The organism is Micromonospora sp. NPDC023814 (assembly GCF_040639595.1).
Classification (GTDB): domain Bacteria; phylum Actinomycetota; class Actinomycetes; order Mycobacteriales; family Micromonosporaceae; genus Micromonospora.
The window spans coordinates 1-15,145 of the sequence record NZ_JBFAAF010000114.1; the positions used below are offsets into that span (position 1 = coordinate 1).

At 73.0% G+C, this 15,145-nt stretch carries 12 protein-coding genes; 10 read left to right on the forward strand and 2 right to left on the reverse strand.

Translation table 11 applies throughout. The features are described from left to right. The first annotated feature begins 282 nt into the window (after positions 1-282). Both AB0G14_RS32965 and AB0G14_RS32970 read left to right on the forward strand, forming a co-directional pair. Positions 283-1,851 (forward strand): MFS transporter, encoded by a 1,569-nt coding sequence (locus AB0G14_RS32965; protein WP_357704250.1) that lies wholly within the window; start codon positions 283-285, stop codon positions 1,849-1,851. 11 nt (positions 1,852-1,862) lie between these two features. Continuing rightward, positions 1,863-2,471 carry a TetR/AcrR family transcriptional regulator gene (locus AB0G14_RS32970; RefSeq protein WP_357704252.1) on the forward strand — a complete coding sequence of 203 codons (609 nt, stop codon included), beginning with the start codon at positions 1,863-1,865 and terminating at the stop codon, positions 2,469-2,471. 74 nt (positions 2,472-2,545) lie between these two features. Here AB0G14_RS32970 and AB0G14_RS32975 read toward each other — a convergent pair whose 3' ends face one another. Beyond that, on the reverse strand, positions 2,546-4,465 hold the full coding sequence (locus AB0G14_RS32975; protein ID WP_357704254.1) for a helix-turn-helix domain-containing protein: 1,920 nt from the start codon (positions 4,463-4,465) through the stop codon (positions 2,546-2,548). 14 nt (positions 4,466-4,479) lie between these two features. Beyond that, complete coding sequence (locus AB0G14_RS32980; RefSeq protein ID WP_357704256.1) at positions 4,480-5,262, reverse strand: 3-hydroxybutyrate dehydrogenase; 783 nt, start codon at positions 5,260-5,262, stop codon at positions 4,480-4,482. A gap of 192 nt (positions 5,263-5,454) precedes the next feature. Between AB0G14_RS32980 and ruvC the strand changes: the two genes are divergently transcribed. From ruvC to AB0G14_RS33020, 8 genes are all read left to right on the forward strand, one after another. Beyond that, the gene (gene ruvC / locus AB0G14_RS32985) at positions 5,455-5,982 is read left to right on the forward strand and encodes a crossover junction endodeoxyribonuclease RuvC (protein WP_350686934.1); all 528 of its coding nucleotides are present in this window, start codon (positions 5,455-5,457) and stop codon (positions 5,980-5,982) included. After that, positions 5,979-6,581, forward strand: a complete 603-nt coding sequence (gene ruvA / locus AB0G14_RS32990; RefSeq protein WP_350709043.1) for a Holliday junction branch migration protein RuvA — start codon at positions 5,979-5,981, stop codon at positions 6,579-6,581. The genes ruvC and ruvA overlap by 4 nt, the downstream gene beginning before the upstream one ends. Next, positions 6,578-7,648 (forward strand): Holliday junction branch migration DNA helicase RuvB, encoded by a 1,071-nt coding sequence (gene ruvB / locus AB0G14_RS32995; RefSeq protein ID WP_357704259.1) that lies wholly within the window; start codon positions 6,578-6,580, stop codon positions 7,646-7,648. The genes ruvA and ruvB overlap by 4 nt, the downstream gene beginning before the upstream one ends. Before the next feature lie 138 nt (positions 7,649-7,786). Further along, on the forward strand, positions 7,787-8,128 hold the full coding sequence (yajC, locus tag AB0G14_RS33000) for a preprotein translocase subunit YajC (protein ID WP_357704261.1): 342 nt from the start codon (positions 7,787-7,789) through the stop codon (positions 8,126-8,128). 257 nt (positions 8,129-8,385) lie between these two features. Beyond that, entirely contained in the window at positions 8,386-10,317 is a 1,932-nt protein-coding gene (gene secD, locus AB0G14_RS33005) for a protein translocase subunit SecD (RefSeq protein ID WP_357704263.1), read from the forward strand. Between the two features lies 1 nt (position 10,318). Then, positions 10,319-11,506, forward strand: a complete 1,188-nt coding sequence (secF, locus tag AB0G14_RS33010) for a protein translocase subunit SecF (protein ID WP_357704265.1) — start codon at positions 10,319-10,321, stop codon at positions 11,504-11,506. Positions 11,507-11,607: 101 nt separating this feature from the next. Next, positions 11,608-12,174 (forward strand): adenine phosphoribosyltransferase, encoded by a 567-nt coding sequence (locus AB0G14_RS33015; protein ID WP_357704267.1) that lies wholly within the window; start codon positions 11,608-11,610, stop codon positions 12,172-12,174. Between the two features lie 194 nt (positions 12,175-12,368). Then, positions 12,369-14,858, forward strand: a complete 2,490-nt coding sequence (locus tag AB0G14_RS33020) for a bifunctional (p)ppGpp synthetase/guanosine-3',5'-bis(diphosphate) 3'-pyrophosphohydrolase (protein WP_357704269.1) — start codon at positions 12,369-12,371, stop codon at positions 14,856-14,858. Positions 14,859-15,145 lie beyond the last annotated feature (287 nt).

Here is a 15,145-nt window from a genome sequence, read left to right on the forward strand (position 1 = left end):
TCGTTTGCTCTTCCGATCTCTGACCGCCCGGCGCCGGGCACGGCGGGCCACACCCCCACCACCACGCACCGCAACCCCAACAACCCACCACGACCCCCCACAGCAAAGCCACCCCCCCACGACTGACCGCACAGCAAGCCACACCCGCGGCACGACGCACAACGCACGTGACCGCCGCCACACAAGAAACGAACCGGTTCCGTATCGAAACTCCAACCCCTACGCTGACATCGAATACGAGTCTGACCCGTATCGAAAACGGGGCCGGGGGGAGAACCAGAGATGCAACCGCACGAGAACACCGGACATCCGAGGAGGTGGGCGATCCTCGGGGTGCTCGTGATCAGCCTGCTCGTCGTCGTCCTGGACAACACCATCCTCAACGTCGCGCTGCGTACGCTCGCCGACCCGGTGCACGGCCTCGGCGCGAGCCAGGGCGAGCTGGAGTGGTCGATCAACTCCTACACCCTGGTCTTCGCCGGCCTGCTGTTCACCTTCGGCGTGCTCGGCGACCGCGCCGGGCGCAAGCGTTTCCTGCTGGTCGGCCTGGTGCTCTTCGGGCTGGCGTCGCTGCTGTCGGCGTACGCGCAGAGCCCGGCGCAACTCGTCGCGGCCCGCGCGCTGATGGGCGTGGGCGGCGCGGCCATCATGCCGGTCACGCTCTCGATCATCTCCAACGTCTTCGACCCGCGGGAGCGGGGCCGGGCGATCGGCGTCTGGGCCGGCGCGGTCGGCCTGGCGGTGGCGATCGGCCCGATCCTCGGCGGCGCGCTGCTGGAGCACTACTGGTGGGGCTCCGTCTTCCTGATCAACGTGCCGGTGGTCGTGCTCGGGGTGGTGCTGGTGGCGATCCTGGTGCCCGAGTCGCGGGACCCGAACCCGGGGCGCGTCGACGTCGTCGGCGTGCTGCTGTCGGTGGTCGGCCTGGTCGCCCTGACGTACGGCATCATCGACGGCGGCGAGCACGGCTTCGACCGCCCGGTGGTCTGGGCCGCGATCCTCGGCGGCCTGGCGGTGCTGGCCTGGTTCGTCGCGTACGAGCGGCGCAGCGACCACCCGTCGCTGGACGTGCGGCTGTTCCGGGTGCCCCGCTTCGCCGCCCCGGTGGCGATCGTCGGGCTGATCTTCTTCGCCGCGATGGGCGTGATGTTCTTCAGCTCGTTCTACCTGCAACTGGTGCGCGGCTACAGCCCGCTGGAGACCGGCCTGCTCTTCCTGCCCTTCGCGGTGGCCCAGCTCGTCTTCGCCCCGCGCAGCGCGGCGATGGTCCGCCGGTACGGCGGCAAGGCGGTCGCCGTGGTCGGGCTGGCGCTGACCGTGGTGGCGCTCGGCGCGTTCGCCTTCGTCGGCGCGAGCACCCCGATCTGGGTGGTGCTGGTCTTCTTCTTCCTCCAGGGCGCCGGGATGGCCAACATCATGCCCCCGGCCACGGAGTCGATCATGTCGGCGCTGCCCCGGGAGAAGGCCGGGGTCGGCTCGGCGGTCAGCAACACCGTCCGGCAGGTGGCCGGCGCGCTCGGCGTGGCGGTGCTCGGGTCGGTCCTCTCCGCGGTCTACCGTGCCGACGTCGACTCCGCGCTGCGGGACCTGCCCGCCGGGGCGCGCGAGGCGGCCGGCGAGTCGATCTCCGGCGCGTACGCCGCGGCGGGTCAGCTCGGGCCGGCGGCGCCGCAGCTGATCGCGGTGGCCGACGAGGCCTTCGTGGCCGCGATGCACTGGGCGGCGGGCCTCGCCGCGGCGGTCGCCGCCGTCGGCATCCTCGTGGTGCTGCGCTGGATGCCCGGCCGCGCCGCGGCCCCGGTGGCAGCGCCGGTGCCGGCGGGTGAACCCGAGTTGGCCGGGACCGCCTAGGTTCGGGGACAATGTCCGACATGACTTCCGCCGCCGATGCTCCGCGGTCGCCCGGGCGACCGCGGAGCGTCCGCGCGGACGAGGCGATCCTCGAGGCCACCCTCGACCTGCTCGCCCAGGGCAGCACGATCGAGGCCATCTCGATCGAGTCGATCGCCGCCCGCGCCGGCGTGGGCAAGGCCACCATCTACCGCCGCTGGCCCGGTAAGGACGCGTTACTGACGGACGCGCTGCGCCGGCTCAAGGGCAACCCGCCGGCGCCGCCCGGCCGGTCGGTCCGCGACGACCTGGTGGTGCTGGTCGGCGCGGTCGGGCACAACATCGACCCGCGGGCGGCGCGGATCATGCCCTGCCTGGTGCCGCGGGTGAACCGCAGCCCGGACGAGTACCAGCTCTACCAGAGCATCATCGAGCCGCGCCGGGCGCTGATGCGGGAGGTGCTGCGCCGGGGGATCCGCGCCGGCGAGCTGCGCGCCGACATCGACGTCGAGGTCACCATGGCGATGCTGACCGGCCCGATGCTGATCCAGCGGGTGCTGCGCTGGCACCCCGACCTCGACGAGGCGTCCCTGCCGGAGAAGATCGTCGACGGCGTCCTGGACGGCATCCGCGCCCGCTGACCCCCGGCCACCGCCCCGGTCCCGCACGCCGGTACGGCCACCCGGTCCGGCACGCGGCACGGCCGGTCGGACCGTCAGCCGGCCGGCGTACGCAGGCGGTGCAGGCGCAGGGCGAGCTGGACCTCCAGCGCCCGCTCCGGCTTCTGCCAGTCCGCGCCGAGCAGCTGCCCGACCCGCTCCAGCCGCTGGGTCACCGTGTTGACGTGCACGTGGAGCAGCTCGGCGGCCCGGGCCAGGCTGCCGCCCACCCCGAAGTACGCCTCCAGCGTCCTCACCAGCGCGGTGCCCCGGCGGGCGTCGTAGTCGACCACCGGCCCGACGGTGGCCTTCAGGAACCGGTCCACGTCCTTGTCGCCGCCGTCGCCGACCGCGCCCAGCAGCAGCCCGACGAAACCCAGCTCGGCGGTGCTCGCGCCCTGCCCCGACCGGCCCAGCGCGCCCAGCGCGGTGAGGCAGCGGTCCGCCTCGGCGAACGTGGTGGCCAGCGACGCCGGCCCCGTCGACGGGCCGCTCGCCCCGGCGGTCACCGGCCGGCCGGTCACCCGGGACAGGTCCCGGGCCACCGCCCGGGCGCTGCCGCCCGCGTCCCGGCCCGGCAGCATCAGCACCACCCGCCCGTCGCGGGCCGCCGCCAGCCCACCCCGCGTCGAGGCGTACGTGGTGGCCCACGACAGCACCCGCTGCCGGGCCGAGCCCGTCGCGGCGATCGCGTCGTCGCCGACCGCCACCAGCACGTGCGGCGCGTCCAGGTCCACCCCGAGCCGGCGGGCCCGGCTGCGCAGCGCGTCGGTGTCCCGCAGCGGCCGGGCGATCAGGTCGTCGAGCAACTCGCCCCGGACCCGCCCCTCCGCCTCGGCGACGGTGCGCCGGAACAGCAGCAGCAGCGCGGTCACCAGCGACGCCCGCTCCAGGATCCGCTGGTCGGCGTCGACCAGTTCGTCGTCGGGGCGCAGCACCAGCGCGCCCATGTTCTCCGCGCCGGCCACCACCGCGGCGTACCAGAGCGGCCCCCGGCGCACGCTGCGGCCCTCCGTACGCGACGCGGCCACCGCCTCCACCATGTCCGCCCGGTCCGGCTCGTCGATCTCGCCGACCCGGGCCAGCAGCCGGCCCTCCGCGTCCAGCGCCAGCAGCGCCCCGCCGAGCACGTCGGTGACCGCCGCGGCCACGTCCTCCACGCCGCCGCCGCGCAACACCAGCGCGGTCATCCGGTCGTGCGCCGCCGCGGCCCGCTCCACCGAGCTGCTGTGGGCCCGGATGGTGGTGTTCGCCGCCGACAGCTCCTCCAGCGCCGCCCTGGTCTCGGCGAGCAGCCGCGCGGTGTCGATCGCCACCGCCGCGTGCGCGGCGAGGGACACCAGCAGCGCCACCTCCTCCCGCACGAACGGCCGGGCCGACCGGTTGGCCGCGTAGAGCACGCCGATCGAGGTCGAGCCGAGCCGCAGCGGCACGCCCAGGATGGCCACCAGGCCCTCCTCGCCCACCCCGGCGTCGATCTCGCCGGTGTGGTGGAAGCGATCGTCCTCCGGGTAGTTCGCGGTGACGTACGGGGCACCGGACTGGGCCACCAGGCCGCCGAGACCGGCGCCCATCGGCAGCCGCAGCCGCTGGAAGCGGGCGGAGACCGAGCCGTCGGTGACCCGCATGTAGGTGTCGCCGCGCTCGTCGTCGTTGAGCGTCATGTAGGCGACGTCCGCGCCGAGCAGGTTGCGTGCCCGGTGCACGATCGCGCGCAGCACGTCGTCGAGGTCGCGCAGTCCGGCCAGGTCGCTGACCGTGTCGTACAGGCCGGAGAGCTCGACCTCCCGGCGGCGGCGGCGTTCCAGCAGCGCGCGGACCCGCAGCGCCACCGTCTTGGCCTGCTCCAGCTCGGCGAGCCGGTCGGGCGGCAGCCCGGCGGCGCGCGCGGCGACGAGCGGCCCCTCGAACTCCACCGCGGCGGCCTCGCGGGCGAGCAGTTCCAGGAACTCCACCGGTGACGACATGACCGACATTGTGCGGCTTGCCACTAGTTCGCCGTCCAGCCCCCGTCGAGCGCGATGGACGCGCCCGTGATGAACGCCGCCGGCGGGGAACAGAGGTACGCCACCAGCTCCGACACCTCCTCCGGCTCGATCAGCCGCTTGATCGCCGCCCGGGCCAGCATGATCTTCTCGACCACCTCCGCCTCCGGGATGCCGTGGCTGGCCGCCTGGTCGGCGATCTGGCTCTCCACCAGTGCGGTCCGCACGTACGCCGGATTGATGCAGTTGGCGGTCACGCCGTGCGCGGCGCCCTCCAGCGCCACCACCTTCGACAGCCCCTCCAGGGCGTGCTTCGCCGAGACGTACGCCGACTTGTACGGCGAGGCGCGCAGCCCGTGCACCGAGGAGATGTTGACGATCCGTCCCCAGCCCTTGGCGTACATGTGCGGCAGCGCCCGGCGGATGATCAGGAACGGCGCCTCCACCATCACCCGGTGCAGGTAGGCGAAGCGCTCCGGGGAGAACTCCTGCACCGGCGCCACGTGCTGGAGGCCCGCGTTGTTCACCACGATGTCCACGTCCGCGTCGAGCCGGTCCACCGCCTCGGCGTCCGCCAGGTCCACGCCCTCGGCCCGGCCGCCGGCCTCCGCCGCCACCGCCTTGGCCGCCTCGATGTTGCGGTCCACCACCAGGACCTTGGCGCCGGCGGCCCCGAGCCGCAGGGCACAGGCGCGGCCGATGCCGCTGCCGCCCCCGGTCACCAGGGCGGTACGACCAGCGAGGTCGACGTGTACGACGTGGGGCACCGCCACGGGTTCTGCCGTCATGGCGCATGAAGTTACGAGCTGTGTGTCCGGGCGCACATGGGGTGGCGGCACATACTCGACGGCCGGAGTGTGTGGTCCACACGGCAGGTCGGCGGCGTGTCGGCGCGCCCGGCGTGTCCCCGACACCGGGCCGTCGTCCGGCTCGGTAGGGTGTCGAACACACGTACTGCTGGCGGCTGGGGAGGAGGCGGCGTGCGGGTGCTCGGCGTCGACCCGGGGCTGACCCGGTGCGGGGTCGGCGTGGTCGAGGGCGTGCCGGGGCGGCCCTGCACGTTGGTCGCCTACTACGTCGTCTACACCGACCCCGGCGACGAGCTGCCGCTGCGTCTGCTGCACCTGGACCGCTCGCTCACCGACCTGGTCGCCGAGCACCGGCCGGACAGTGTCGCCGTCGAGCGGGTGTTCAGCCAGCACAACGTCCGCACGGTGATGGGCACCGCCCAGGCCAGCGGGATCGCCGTGCTCGCCGGCGCCCGCGCCGGGCTGCCCGTGCAGACCTACACGCCCAGCGAGGTGAAGGCGGCCGTGACCGGTTCCGGTCAGGCCGACAAGGCCCAGATGACGGCCATGGTCACCCGGCTGCTGCGGCTGCCCGAGCCGCCGAAGCCGGCGGACGCCGCCGACGCCCTCGCCCTGGCCATCTGTCACGTGTGGCGCGGCGGGACGCGCTCCAAGCTGGCCGCCGCGGCCGACCGGGTACGACGAGGAGGAGCCAGATGATCGCCAGCGTGCGCGGGGTGGTGACCGCGACCGGTCCGGACCACGCGGTCGTGGAGGTCGGCGGGGTGGGCCTGGCGGTGCAGTGCGCCCCCGGCACCCTCGCCGAGCTGCGGGTCGGCCAGCCCGCCCGGCTGGCCACCAGCCTGGTCGTCCGGGAGGATTCGCTCACCCTCTACGGCTTCGCCGACGACGACGCCAAGCAGCTCTTCGAGCTGCTGCAGACCGCCAGCGGGGTCGGCCCCCGGCTGGCCCAGGCCGTGCTCGCCGTGCACACCCCCGACGCGGTACGCAAGGCGATCGCCAACGCCGACACCGCCGCGCTGACCCGGGTGCCCGGCATCGGCAAGAAGGGCGCCGAGCGCCTGGTCCTGGAGCTGCGCGACCGGGTCGGCCCGGTCCCGGTCGGCGCCGACGGGGCGGCCGGGGTGACCGGCGGGGCGTGGCCCGAGCAGGTGCGGCAGGCGCTGGTCGGGCTGGGCTGGACGGCCGGGCAGGCCGACCAGGCGGTCGCCGCGGTGGCGGAGACCGTCGACGGTGACGTGCCGCCCGTGCCGGTGCTGCTCAAGCAGGCCATCCGACTGCTGGGCCGCACCCGGTGACCGGTCCCGACGGCAACCTGGTCTCCGCCTACGTCAACGACGCGGAACTGGACGCGGAGGCCAGCGTCCGGCCGAAGCGGCTGGAGGAGTTCATCGCCCAGCACCGCGTACGCGACCAGCTCGACCTGCTGCTCCAGGGCGCGATGCGGCGCGGCTCCCCGCCGGACCACATCCTCCTCTCGGGCCCGCCTGGCCTCGGGAAGACGACGTTGGCCAACATCGTCGCCGCCGAGCTGGGCTCCGGCATCCGGGTGACCAGCGGCCCGGCGATCGAGCGTTCGGGGGACCTGGCGGCGATCCTGACCAGCCTCGCCGAGGGCGACGTGCTCTTCATCGACGAGATCCACCGGATCGCCAAGCCGGCCGAGGAGCTGCTCTACAGCGCGATGGAGGACTTCCGGGTCGACGTGATCGTCGGCAAGGGCCCGGGCGCGACCGCCATCCCGCTGGACGTCGAGCCGTTCACCCTGGTCGGCGCGACCACCCGCTCGGGCCTGCTGACCGGGCCGATGCGGGACCGCTTCGGCTTCGTCGCGCACCTCGACTTCTACTCCCCGGCCGACCTGGAGGTGCTGCTGCGCCGCTCGGCCCGGATCCTCGGCGTGCCGATCACCGACGAGGGCGCCGCGGAGGTCGCCGGCCGTTCCCGGGGCACCCCCCGGATCGCCAACCGCCTGCTGCGCCGGGTCCGCGACTTCGCCGAGGTCCGCGCCGACGGCGTGGTCACCCTGGAGACCGCCCGGGCGGCCCTGAAGGTGTACGACGTCGACGCGCTGGGCCTGGACCGGCTGGACCGGGCGGTGCTGACCGCGCTGGTCGACTCGTTCCGGGGCGGCCCCGTCGGCCTGTCCACCCTGGCCGTGGCGGTGGGGGAGCAGCCGGACACGGTCGAGGAGGTGTGCGAGCCGTTCCTGGTCCGGGCCGGCCTGCTGGCCCGTACGCCGCGCGGCCGGGTCGCCACCGAGGCCGCCTGGCGGCACCTGGGGCGTACGCCACCGAATGGTACATTTGGCACGGATGCCCCTCTCGCGCCCGATCTGTTCTCCGTGGACACCGATCAGCCGTGATGCGAACGTGATCTGTGCCGCATTCGGCGTTCCCAGGTGCAGGGATTAGACTCGCGCCGGTCTGTACAGGACGTGAGAATCCGCCTCCGCTCCGGCACGCCCGTGCCGGGTCGGCGGCCAATGGGAAGGTCTTTCACCGTGCTTTACGCAGCAGAGGGCGGCGGGGGTGCCGGCAGCCTGACGCCGATCCTCATGATCGCTCTGCTCTTCGGCGTCATGTACTTCATGATGATCCGCCCCCAGCAGAAGCGCCGCCGGGAGGCGGCGGACATGCAGTCCGCCCTCGCCCCCGGCGACGAGGTGGTCACGATCGGTGGGCTCTACGGCACGGTCACCGGGGTGGACGACGACACCGTCCTGCTGGAGGTCGCGCCCGGTGTGCAGACCCGGTACGCCCGCCCGGCGATCGCCCGGGTGGTCAGCCAGGCGGAGCGTCCCGCCGAGCCGGCCGCCGAGGACGCGGACGCCGTCAAGGAGTGAGGCGTCGCTCCCGCCCCGGGGCGGTGGCCGCCGGCTCGCGGTGACCGCCGTGCCGGAAGGGGCAGCGGAGACGACGTGAAAACTGGATAGTTGGGCCCGACGGCGGGAGCCGGCACGTCCACGCTCCGCTCGGCGCCCCGCGCCGCGACGTCGGGGCCCGCGTGCCGGCCCCCGACGCCGGCCCGTCAGGACCGCCGGCCGCACCGGCCGACACCCGCCGCACCAGCGGCGCGACCGTACAGGGAGACAGGACAGCCGTGGCACCACCTCAGGGACAGATGCGCCCCGGACGGCAACTGGCCGTGCTCGGGCTCATCTTCGTCGTCCTCTATCTTTTGGTGTTCTTCGCGGGCGGCGCCAGCGGCGGCCTGAAGGACCGGCTGGAGCCCAAGCTCGGCCTGGACCTCGTCGGTGGCACCCGGCTGACGCTGGAGGCGACCAACACCGTCGACGGCCGGGCCCCGACGGCGGAGAACCTCGAGGAGGCCCGCCAGATCATCGAGAGCCGCGTCAACGCCTTCGGCGTCGCCGAGGCCGAGGTGGTCACCGAGGGCAACCGCAACATCGTGATCTCCCTGCCCGGTGAGAACCGCGACATCACCGAGGTCGGCAGCGCCGCCGAGCTGCGCTTCCGCAAGGTGCTCAAGGCCGCCGACGGCAGCGGCGCGGCCGCCGCCCCGGCGCCGACCGCCACCCCGGCGCCGTCCGGCAGCGCGACCCCGGCCCCGTCGGGCAGCGCGAAGCCCTCGGGCAGCGCCTCCCCGTCCGGCACCGCCGGGCCGAAGGTGACCCCGTCGGCGAGCGGCGGCCAGGGCGGCATGGCGCCGGCGCCGAGCGCCAGCCCGTCGGCGTCGGCGTCGGCTCCGGCCTCGCCGAGCGCCGCGGCGCCCTCGCCGAGTGCGAGCGGCGAGCCGGTGCCGCAGAGCGTCGAGGAGCAGCGCAAGGCCGTCGAGCAGAAGGTCGGCGCCGCCGCCTGGGCCGCCGCGAGCGGCCTCCAGGCACCGGCCGACCTGACCGCCGACCCGTCGCTGGCGGAGAAGCTCAAGCCGTTCGGCGCCCTCGACCCGCGCCAGGTCGCGGTGCTGCCGGCGCAGATGCAGTTCAACGTGCCGCAGATCAGCTGTGCCCAGCTCGACAAGCGGCCGCCGGCGTCGATCTCCGCCCCCGACCAGCAGGTGGTCGCCTGCGAGGACGGTGCCGCGAAGTACCTGCTCGACCAGGCGAAGGTGCTGGGCACCGACGTCGACGACGCCGACGCGGTGCTCGACCAGACCAGCCAGTGGGTGGTCAGCCTGGACTTCTCCGGCCCGGGCCAGGACAAGTGGACCAACCTGACCCGCGAGGCCTTCAACAACGAGGGCCAGGCCTGCGACGCCACCGCGCTCGGCCAGGACGGCAAGTGCCGGGTCGCTGTCGTACTGGACAACGAGATCGTCTCCTCGCCCGAGATCCAGGGCGTGCTGACCGGCAACTCGCAGATCACCGGCAACTTCACCCAGAAGGACGCCAGCACCCTCGCGGGCCAGCTTCGCTACGGCGCGCTGCCGGTGACCTTCGACGAGCAGGAGTCGCAGAACGTCACCGCCACCCTGGGCGCCAGCCACCTGCGGGCCGGTCTCCTCGCGGCGGGCATCGGCATGCTGCTGGTCATCATCTACTCGTTCTTCTACTACCGCCTGCTCGGCTCGGTGATCTTCCTGAGCCTGATCCTGTCGGCGCTGCTGGTCTTCGGCGCGCTGGTGGTGCTCGGCCGGCAGATCGGCTTCACCCTCACCCTCGCCGGCATCGCCGGCATGATCGTCTCCCTCGGTGTGGCGGCGGACTCGTTCGTCATCTACTTCGAGCGGCTCAAGGACGAGATCCGGGAGGGGCGCAGCCCACGCAGCGCCGTGCCGCGCGCCTGGATCCGGGCCCGCCGGACGATCATCTCGGCCAACGCGATCACGCTGATGTCGGCGGTGGTGCTCTACGTCGTCTCGGTCGGCGCGGTGAAGGGCTTCGCCTTCGCCCTCGGCCTGGCGACCGTGCTGGACCTGGTCGTGGTCTTCCTCTTCCGGCACCCGATCATGACGATGTTCGCCCGCACCCGGGCGTTCCTGTCCCCGCGGGTCAGCGGTCTCGGGCGGGCGCTTCCGGCCCGGACGGCCGACGAGGCCAAGCCCCGCAACCCGCGCGTGAAGGAGGCCTGAGATGGCAAAGAGTGGTCTCGCGAGCCGCCTCTACCGCGGCGAGGCCGGCCTCGACATCATCGGCCGGCGCAAGCTCTGGTTCGCCGTCGCCGGCACGCTGGTCCTGCTGGCGATCCTCAGCTTCGGGCTGCGCGGATTCCACCTCGGCATCGAGTTCGCCGGCGGCAACTCGTTCCAGATCCCGGCCAGCGTCGGCACCATGGAGCAGACCGAGGAGAAGGTCGGAGCGGCCCTCGCCGCGGCCGGCGACGGTGCCAACGTGGTCACCACGCAGAAGGTCGGCGGCACCGGCGGCGACTTCTACGAGGTGCGTACCACGCAGCTCAGCGCCGAGCAGGCCAACGCCGTCAAGGTCGAGATCGCCGGGGAGTTCGGCATCGACGCCACCACCATCAGCGGCAACCAGGTCAGCGAGGCGTGGGGCAGCCAGGTCACGTCCCGGGCGATGCTCGGTCTGGTCATCTTCATCGCGCTGGTGATGGTCTACCTGATCCTGCGGTTCGAGTGGCGGATGGCGGTCGCCGCCGTCTCCTCGCTGATCATGAACCTGATCCTCACCGCCGGCGTCTACTCGCTGGTCGGCTTCGAGGTCACCCCGTCGACGGTCATCGGCTTCCTCACGATCCTGGGCTTCGCGCTCTACGACGTGGTGGTGGTCTTCGACAAGGTGCAGGAGAACACGCGCGGCATCACCGCGAACAACAACCAGACGTACGGCGAGGCGGCCAACCTGGCGATCAACCAGAGCCTCATGCGGTCGCTGAACACCTCGGTGGTGGCGCTGCTGCCGGTCGGTGGTCTGCTCTTCATCGGTGCCGGCCTGCTCGGCGCGGGCACCCTGAAGGACCTCGGCCTGGTGCTCTTCGTCGGTATGGCGGTGGCGTTCCTGACCTCGATCCTGCTGGCCACGCCGCTGCTGGTGCTGCTGAAGAACTACGAGCCGCGGATCCAGGCGCACAACAAGCGGGTGCTGGCCCGCCGGGGCGCCCTGCCGCGCGGCGAGGTCACCCCGAAGGGTGCGCCCGGCTCCGTGGAGGCCGCGGACGAGCCGGTCGACCCGGAGTCGGCGGCGCTGGCCGGCGCCGCGCCGAAGGTGGGCGCGCGGCCGGCCGGGAAGCGGTCGACGGGTGCGCGCGGCAACCGGCCGGCCGGCGGCGGCAACCGGCCGGGTGGCGGCAAGCGGCGCTGACCTGGGCCGGCGACACCCGGTAGGAATCGAACCGACGGCGTCCTTCATGCTGTGCGAGCAGCAGGGAGGACGCCGTCGTCGTGGAAGGGGAGCGGACTGCCGTGACGGAGACCCACAGCACCGGGGTACGGGGAGACAGCGGCCCGGAGGCCGCGAAGCTGGTGGCCAGCCGGGTGCTCGACGTGCCCGACTTCCCCAAGCCCGGTGTCATGTTCAAGGACCTGATGCCGCTGTTCGCCGACGGTGAGGCGTTCCGCCAGGTGGTCGACGCGATCGTCGCGTACCACGGGCGGGACTCGTTCGACGCCGTCGTCGGCATGGAGGCGCGCGGGTTCGTGGTCGCGGCGGCCGTCGCGTACGCGACCGGGGTCGGCGTGGTGCCGGTGCGCAAGGCCGGGAAGCTGCCCCGCCCGGCGTACTCGGCCTCCTACGACCTCGAGTACGGCCAGGCCACCCTGGAGGTGCACCAGGACGCGTTCACGGCCGGGCACCGGGTGCTGGTGGTCGACGACGTGCTGGCCACCGGCGGCACCGCCGAGGCGACGCTGGACCTGGTGGAGCGGGCCGGGGGCACCGTGGCCGGCTTCACCGTGCTACTGGAACTCGGCTTCCTCGGCGCGCGGGAGCGGCTGTCCCCGCGCCCGGTGCATGCCCTGCTGACCGTTTGAGCGCCCCGACCGTCGGGCGGACCCCGCGCGGTCCGTCCGGCGGAGCGGCGGGGCACCGTGCGTGCGGGTAGCATTGCCCTTTGCTGACCGGGCGGGACCCGTCCGGGCGGCGCGAGACCAGGCCGGCCGGCGCACGGTCGGTGAATTCCCGGCGAGCGGTGAGGAGGCCGGTGTCCCACGATGTCGCCCCTCCGGTGGAGGGCACGGTGCACCCGACAGGCGACGCGGACGGCTCGGTGACCGCACGGAACGGTGACGCGCCGACCCGGGGCGCGGGCTCCGGCATGACCGGTCCGGCCGACACCGCGCGGTCCGGCGCGACGGCCGGCCCGGCCGGTGGCGCGGGCGCGGCGACCGAGGGGGTCGTGCTCCCGTTCCCCGCCGACGGCGCGGGCGATCCCCTGCCCAGCGCCGGCTTCGCGCTGTCCAGCGCGCCTACCGGCCGCCGCGTCCGGGCCAGGCTGGCACGGTTCAACGCGCCGTGGCAGTCCTCGCAGGTCAGCGAGGTGCTCGAGCCGCTGATCTCGACCCACCGGGACGCCCACCCCAAGGCCGACGCGCGGCTGCTCCAGCGTGCCTTCGACACCGCGGCCCGCTGGCACTCGGGCCAGTACCGCAAGTCCGGCGACCCCTACATCACCCACCCGCTCGCGGTGGCCACCATCCTGGCCAACCTGGGGATGGACACCACCACCCTGGTCGCCGCGCTGCTGCACGACACCATCGAGGACACGGAATACACCCTCGACCAGATGCGCGCCGACTTCGGCGGCGAGGTCGCGCTGCTCGTCGACGGGGTCACCAAGCTCGACAAGGTCAAGCTGGGCGACGCGGCCAAGGCCGAGACGATCCGCAAGATGGTCGTCGCGATGGCCAAGGACCCGCGGGTGCTGGTGATCAAGCTGGCCGACCGGCTGCACAACATGCGTACCCTCACCTTCCTGCCCCGTCCGAAGCAGGAGCAGAAGGCGAAGGAGACGCTGGAGATCCTGGCCCCGCTGGCCCACCGGCTGGGTATGAACACGATCAAGTGGGAGTTGGAGGACCTCGCCTTCGGGACGCTCTTCCCGAAGCGCTACGAGGAGATCAACCGGCTGATCGGGGAGCACCAGCCGCAGCGCGAGGCGCTGCTGCGCCAGGTGACCCAGAAGGTGCAGACCGACCTGAAGGCCGCCAAGATCAAGGCGGAGACCACCGGGCGGCCGAAGCACCTCTACTCGATCTACCAGAAGATGATCGTGCGGGGCCGCGACTTCAACGACATCTACGACCTGGTCGGGGTGCGGATCCTGGTCGACACGGTGCGGGACTGCTACGCGGCGCTGGGCGTGATCCACGCCAACTGGCAGCCGGTCCCGGGCCGGTTCAAGGACTACATCGCGATGCCCAAGTTCAACATGTACCAGTCGTTGCACACGACGGTCATCGGGCCCACCGGCAAGCCGGTGGAGATGCAGATCCGCACGTACGCGATGCACCGCACCGCCGAGTTCGGCATCGCCGCGCACTGGAAGTACAAGGAGCACAAGGGCACCCAGATCGTCGGCCCGCCGGCGCACATCGACGAGATGACCTGGCTGCGCCAGCTGCTGGACTGGCAGCGGGAGGCGGCGGACCCGAGCGAGTTCCTCGACGCGCTGCGCTTCGACCTGTCCAGCCAGGAGGTGTACGTCTTCACCCCGAAGGGTGACGTCATCCCGCTGCCGACCGGGTCGACGCCGGTGGACTTCGCGTACGCGGTGCACACCGAGGTCGGGCACAAGTGCATCGGGGCGCGGGTCAACGGCAAGCTGGTGCCGTTGGAGTCGACGCTGTCCAACGGCGACGTGATCGAGATCTTCACGTCGAAGTCCGACACGGCCGGGCCGACACAGGACTGGCTGGGCTTCGTCAAGAGCCCGCGCGCCCGCACCAAGATCCGCCAGTACTTCAACAAGGAGCGGCGCGAGGAGGCGATCGAGGCCGGCAAGGACGCGATCGTCAAGGCGATGCGCAAGCAGGGCATGCCGTTGCAGCGGATGCTCACCTCGGACGCGCTGATGTCGATCGCCCGGGACCTGCACCTGGCCGACGTGGCCTCCCTCTACGCCGCAGTCGGCGACAGCCAGGTCTCCGCTCAGTCGGTGGTGCAGAAGCTGATGGCCGCGTACGGCGGCGAGGAGGGCGCGGCGGAGGACATCGCCGAGACCGCCGTCGCCACCCGGCCGCCGCGCAGCCGGCAGAGCAGCGCGGATCCGGGCGTCGTGGTCCGCGGGGTCAGTGACGTGTGGATCAAGCTGGCGCGCTGCTGCACCCCCGTCCCGCCGGACTCGGTCTTCGGCTTCGTGACCCGCTCCGGCGGGGTGAGCGTGCACCGCGACGACTGCGCCAACGCCGAGGACCTGCGGGCGCAGAACGAGCGGGTGGTCGAGGTGAGCTGGAAGCTCACCTCGGCGTCGACGTTCCTGGTCGCCATCCAGGTCGAGGCGCTGGACCGGCACAAGCTGCTCGCCGACGTGACCCGGGTGCTCTCCGAGGAGCGGGTGAACATCCTCTCCGCGACGGTCACCACCACCCGTGACCGGGTGGCGGTGAGCCGGTTCAGTTTCGAGATGGCCGACCCGAAGCACCTGGGCCACCTGCTGGCCGCGGTCCGCAAGGTCGACGGCGTCTTCGACGCCTACCGCGTCACCTCCGGCGCCTGACCCACCCCCAACCCAACCCAACCCACCCCCCAACCCCACCCTGCCCCGCTACACACCCGCGCCCCCTCGCCGCGGCGATCTTGCACTTTCGGCCCTCGATATGTGCAGGTCGCCCCCTTTGCCGGGGCACAAAGTGCAAGATCGCCGGGGCCGGGGCCGGGGCCGGGGCCGGGGAGGGGGTGGGATGGGGAAGCCGGCAGACCGGCCGCCAGGTCGGCCTCGACCTCCACCAGGTGCCCGGTGACGCCGACCAGGCCCACGCAGAGCACCTTCGCGTAGCTCACGCC

Bases quoted from the DNA above. Each gene is read 5' to 3' on its own strand.
- AB0G14_RS32965 (WP_357704250.1), top strand. From the start codon at position 283: ATGCAACCGCACGAGAACACCGGACATCCGAGGAGGTGGGCGATCCTC.
- AB0G14_RS32970 (WP_357704252.1), top strand. From the start codon at position 1,863: ATGTCCGACATGACTTCCGCCGCCGATGCTCCGCGGTCGCCCGGGCGA.
- AB0G14_RS32975 (WP_357704254.1), bottom strand. From the start codon at position 4,465: ATGTCGGTCATGTCGTCACCGGTGGAGTTCCTGGAACTGCTCGCCCGC.
- AB0G14_RS32980 (WP_357704256.1), bottom strand. From the start codon at position 5,262: ATGACGGCAGAACCCGTGGCGGTGCCCCACGTCGTACACGTCGACCTC.
- ruvA (WP_350709043.1), top strand. From the start codon at position 5,979: ATGATCGCCAGCGTGCGCGGGGTGGTGACCGCGACCGGTCCGGACCAC.
- secF (WP_357704265.1), top strand. From the start codon at position 10,319: ATGGCAAAGAGTGGTCTCGCGAGCCGCCTCTACCGCGGCGAGGCCGGC.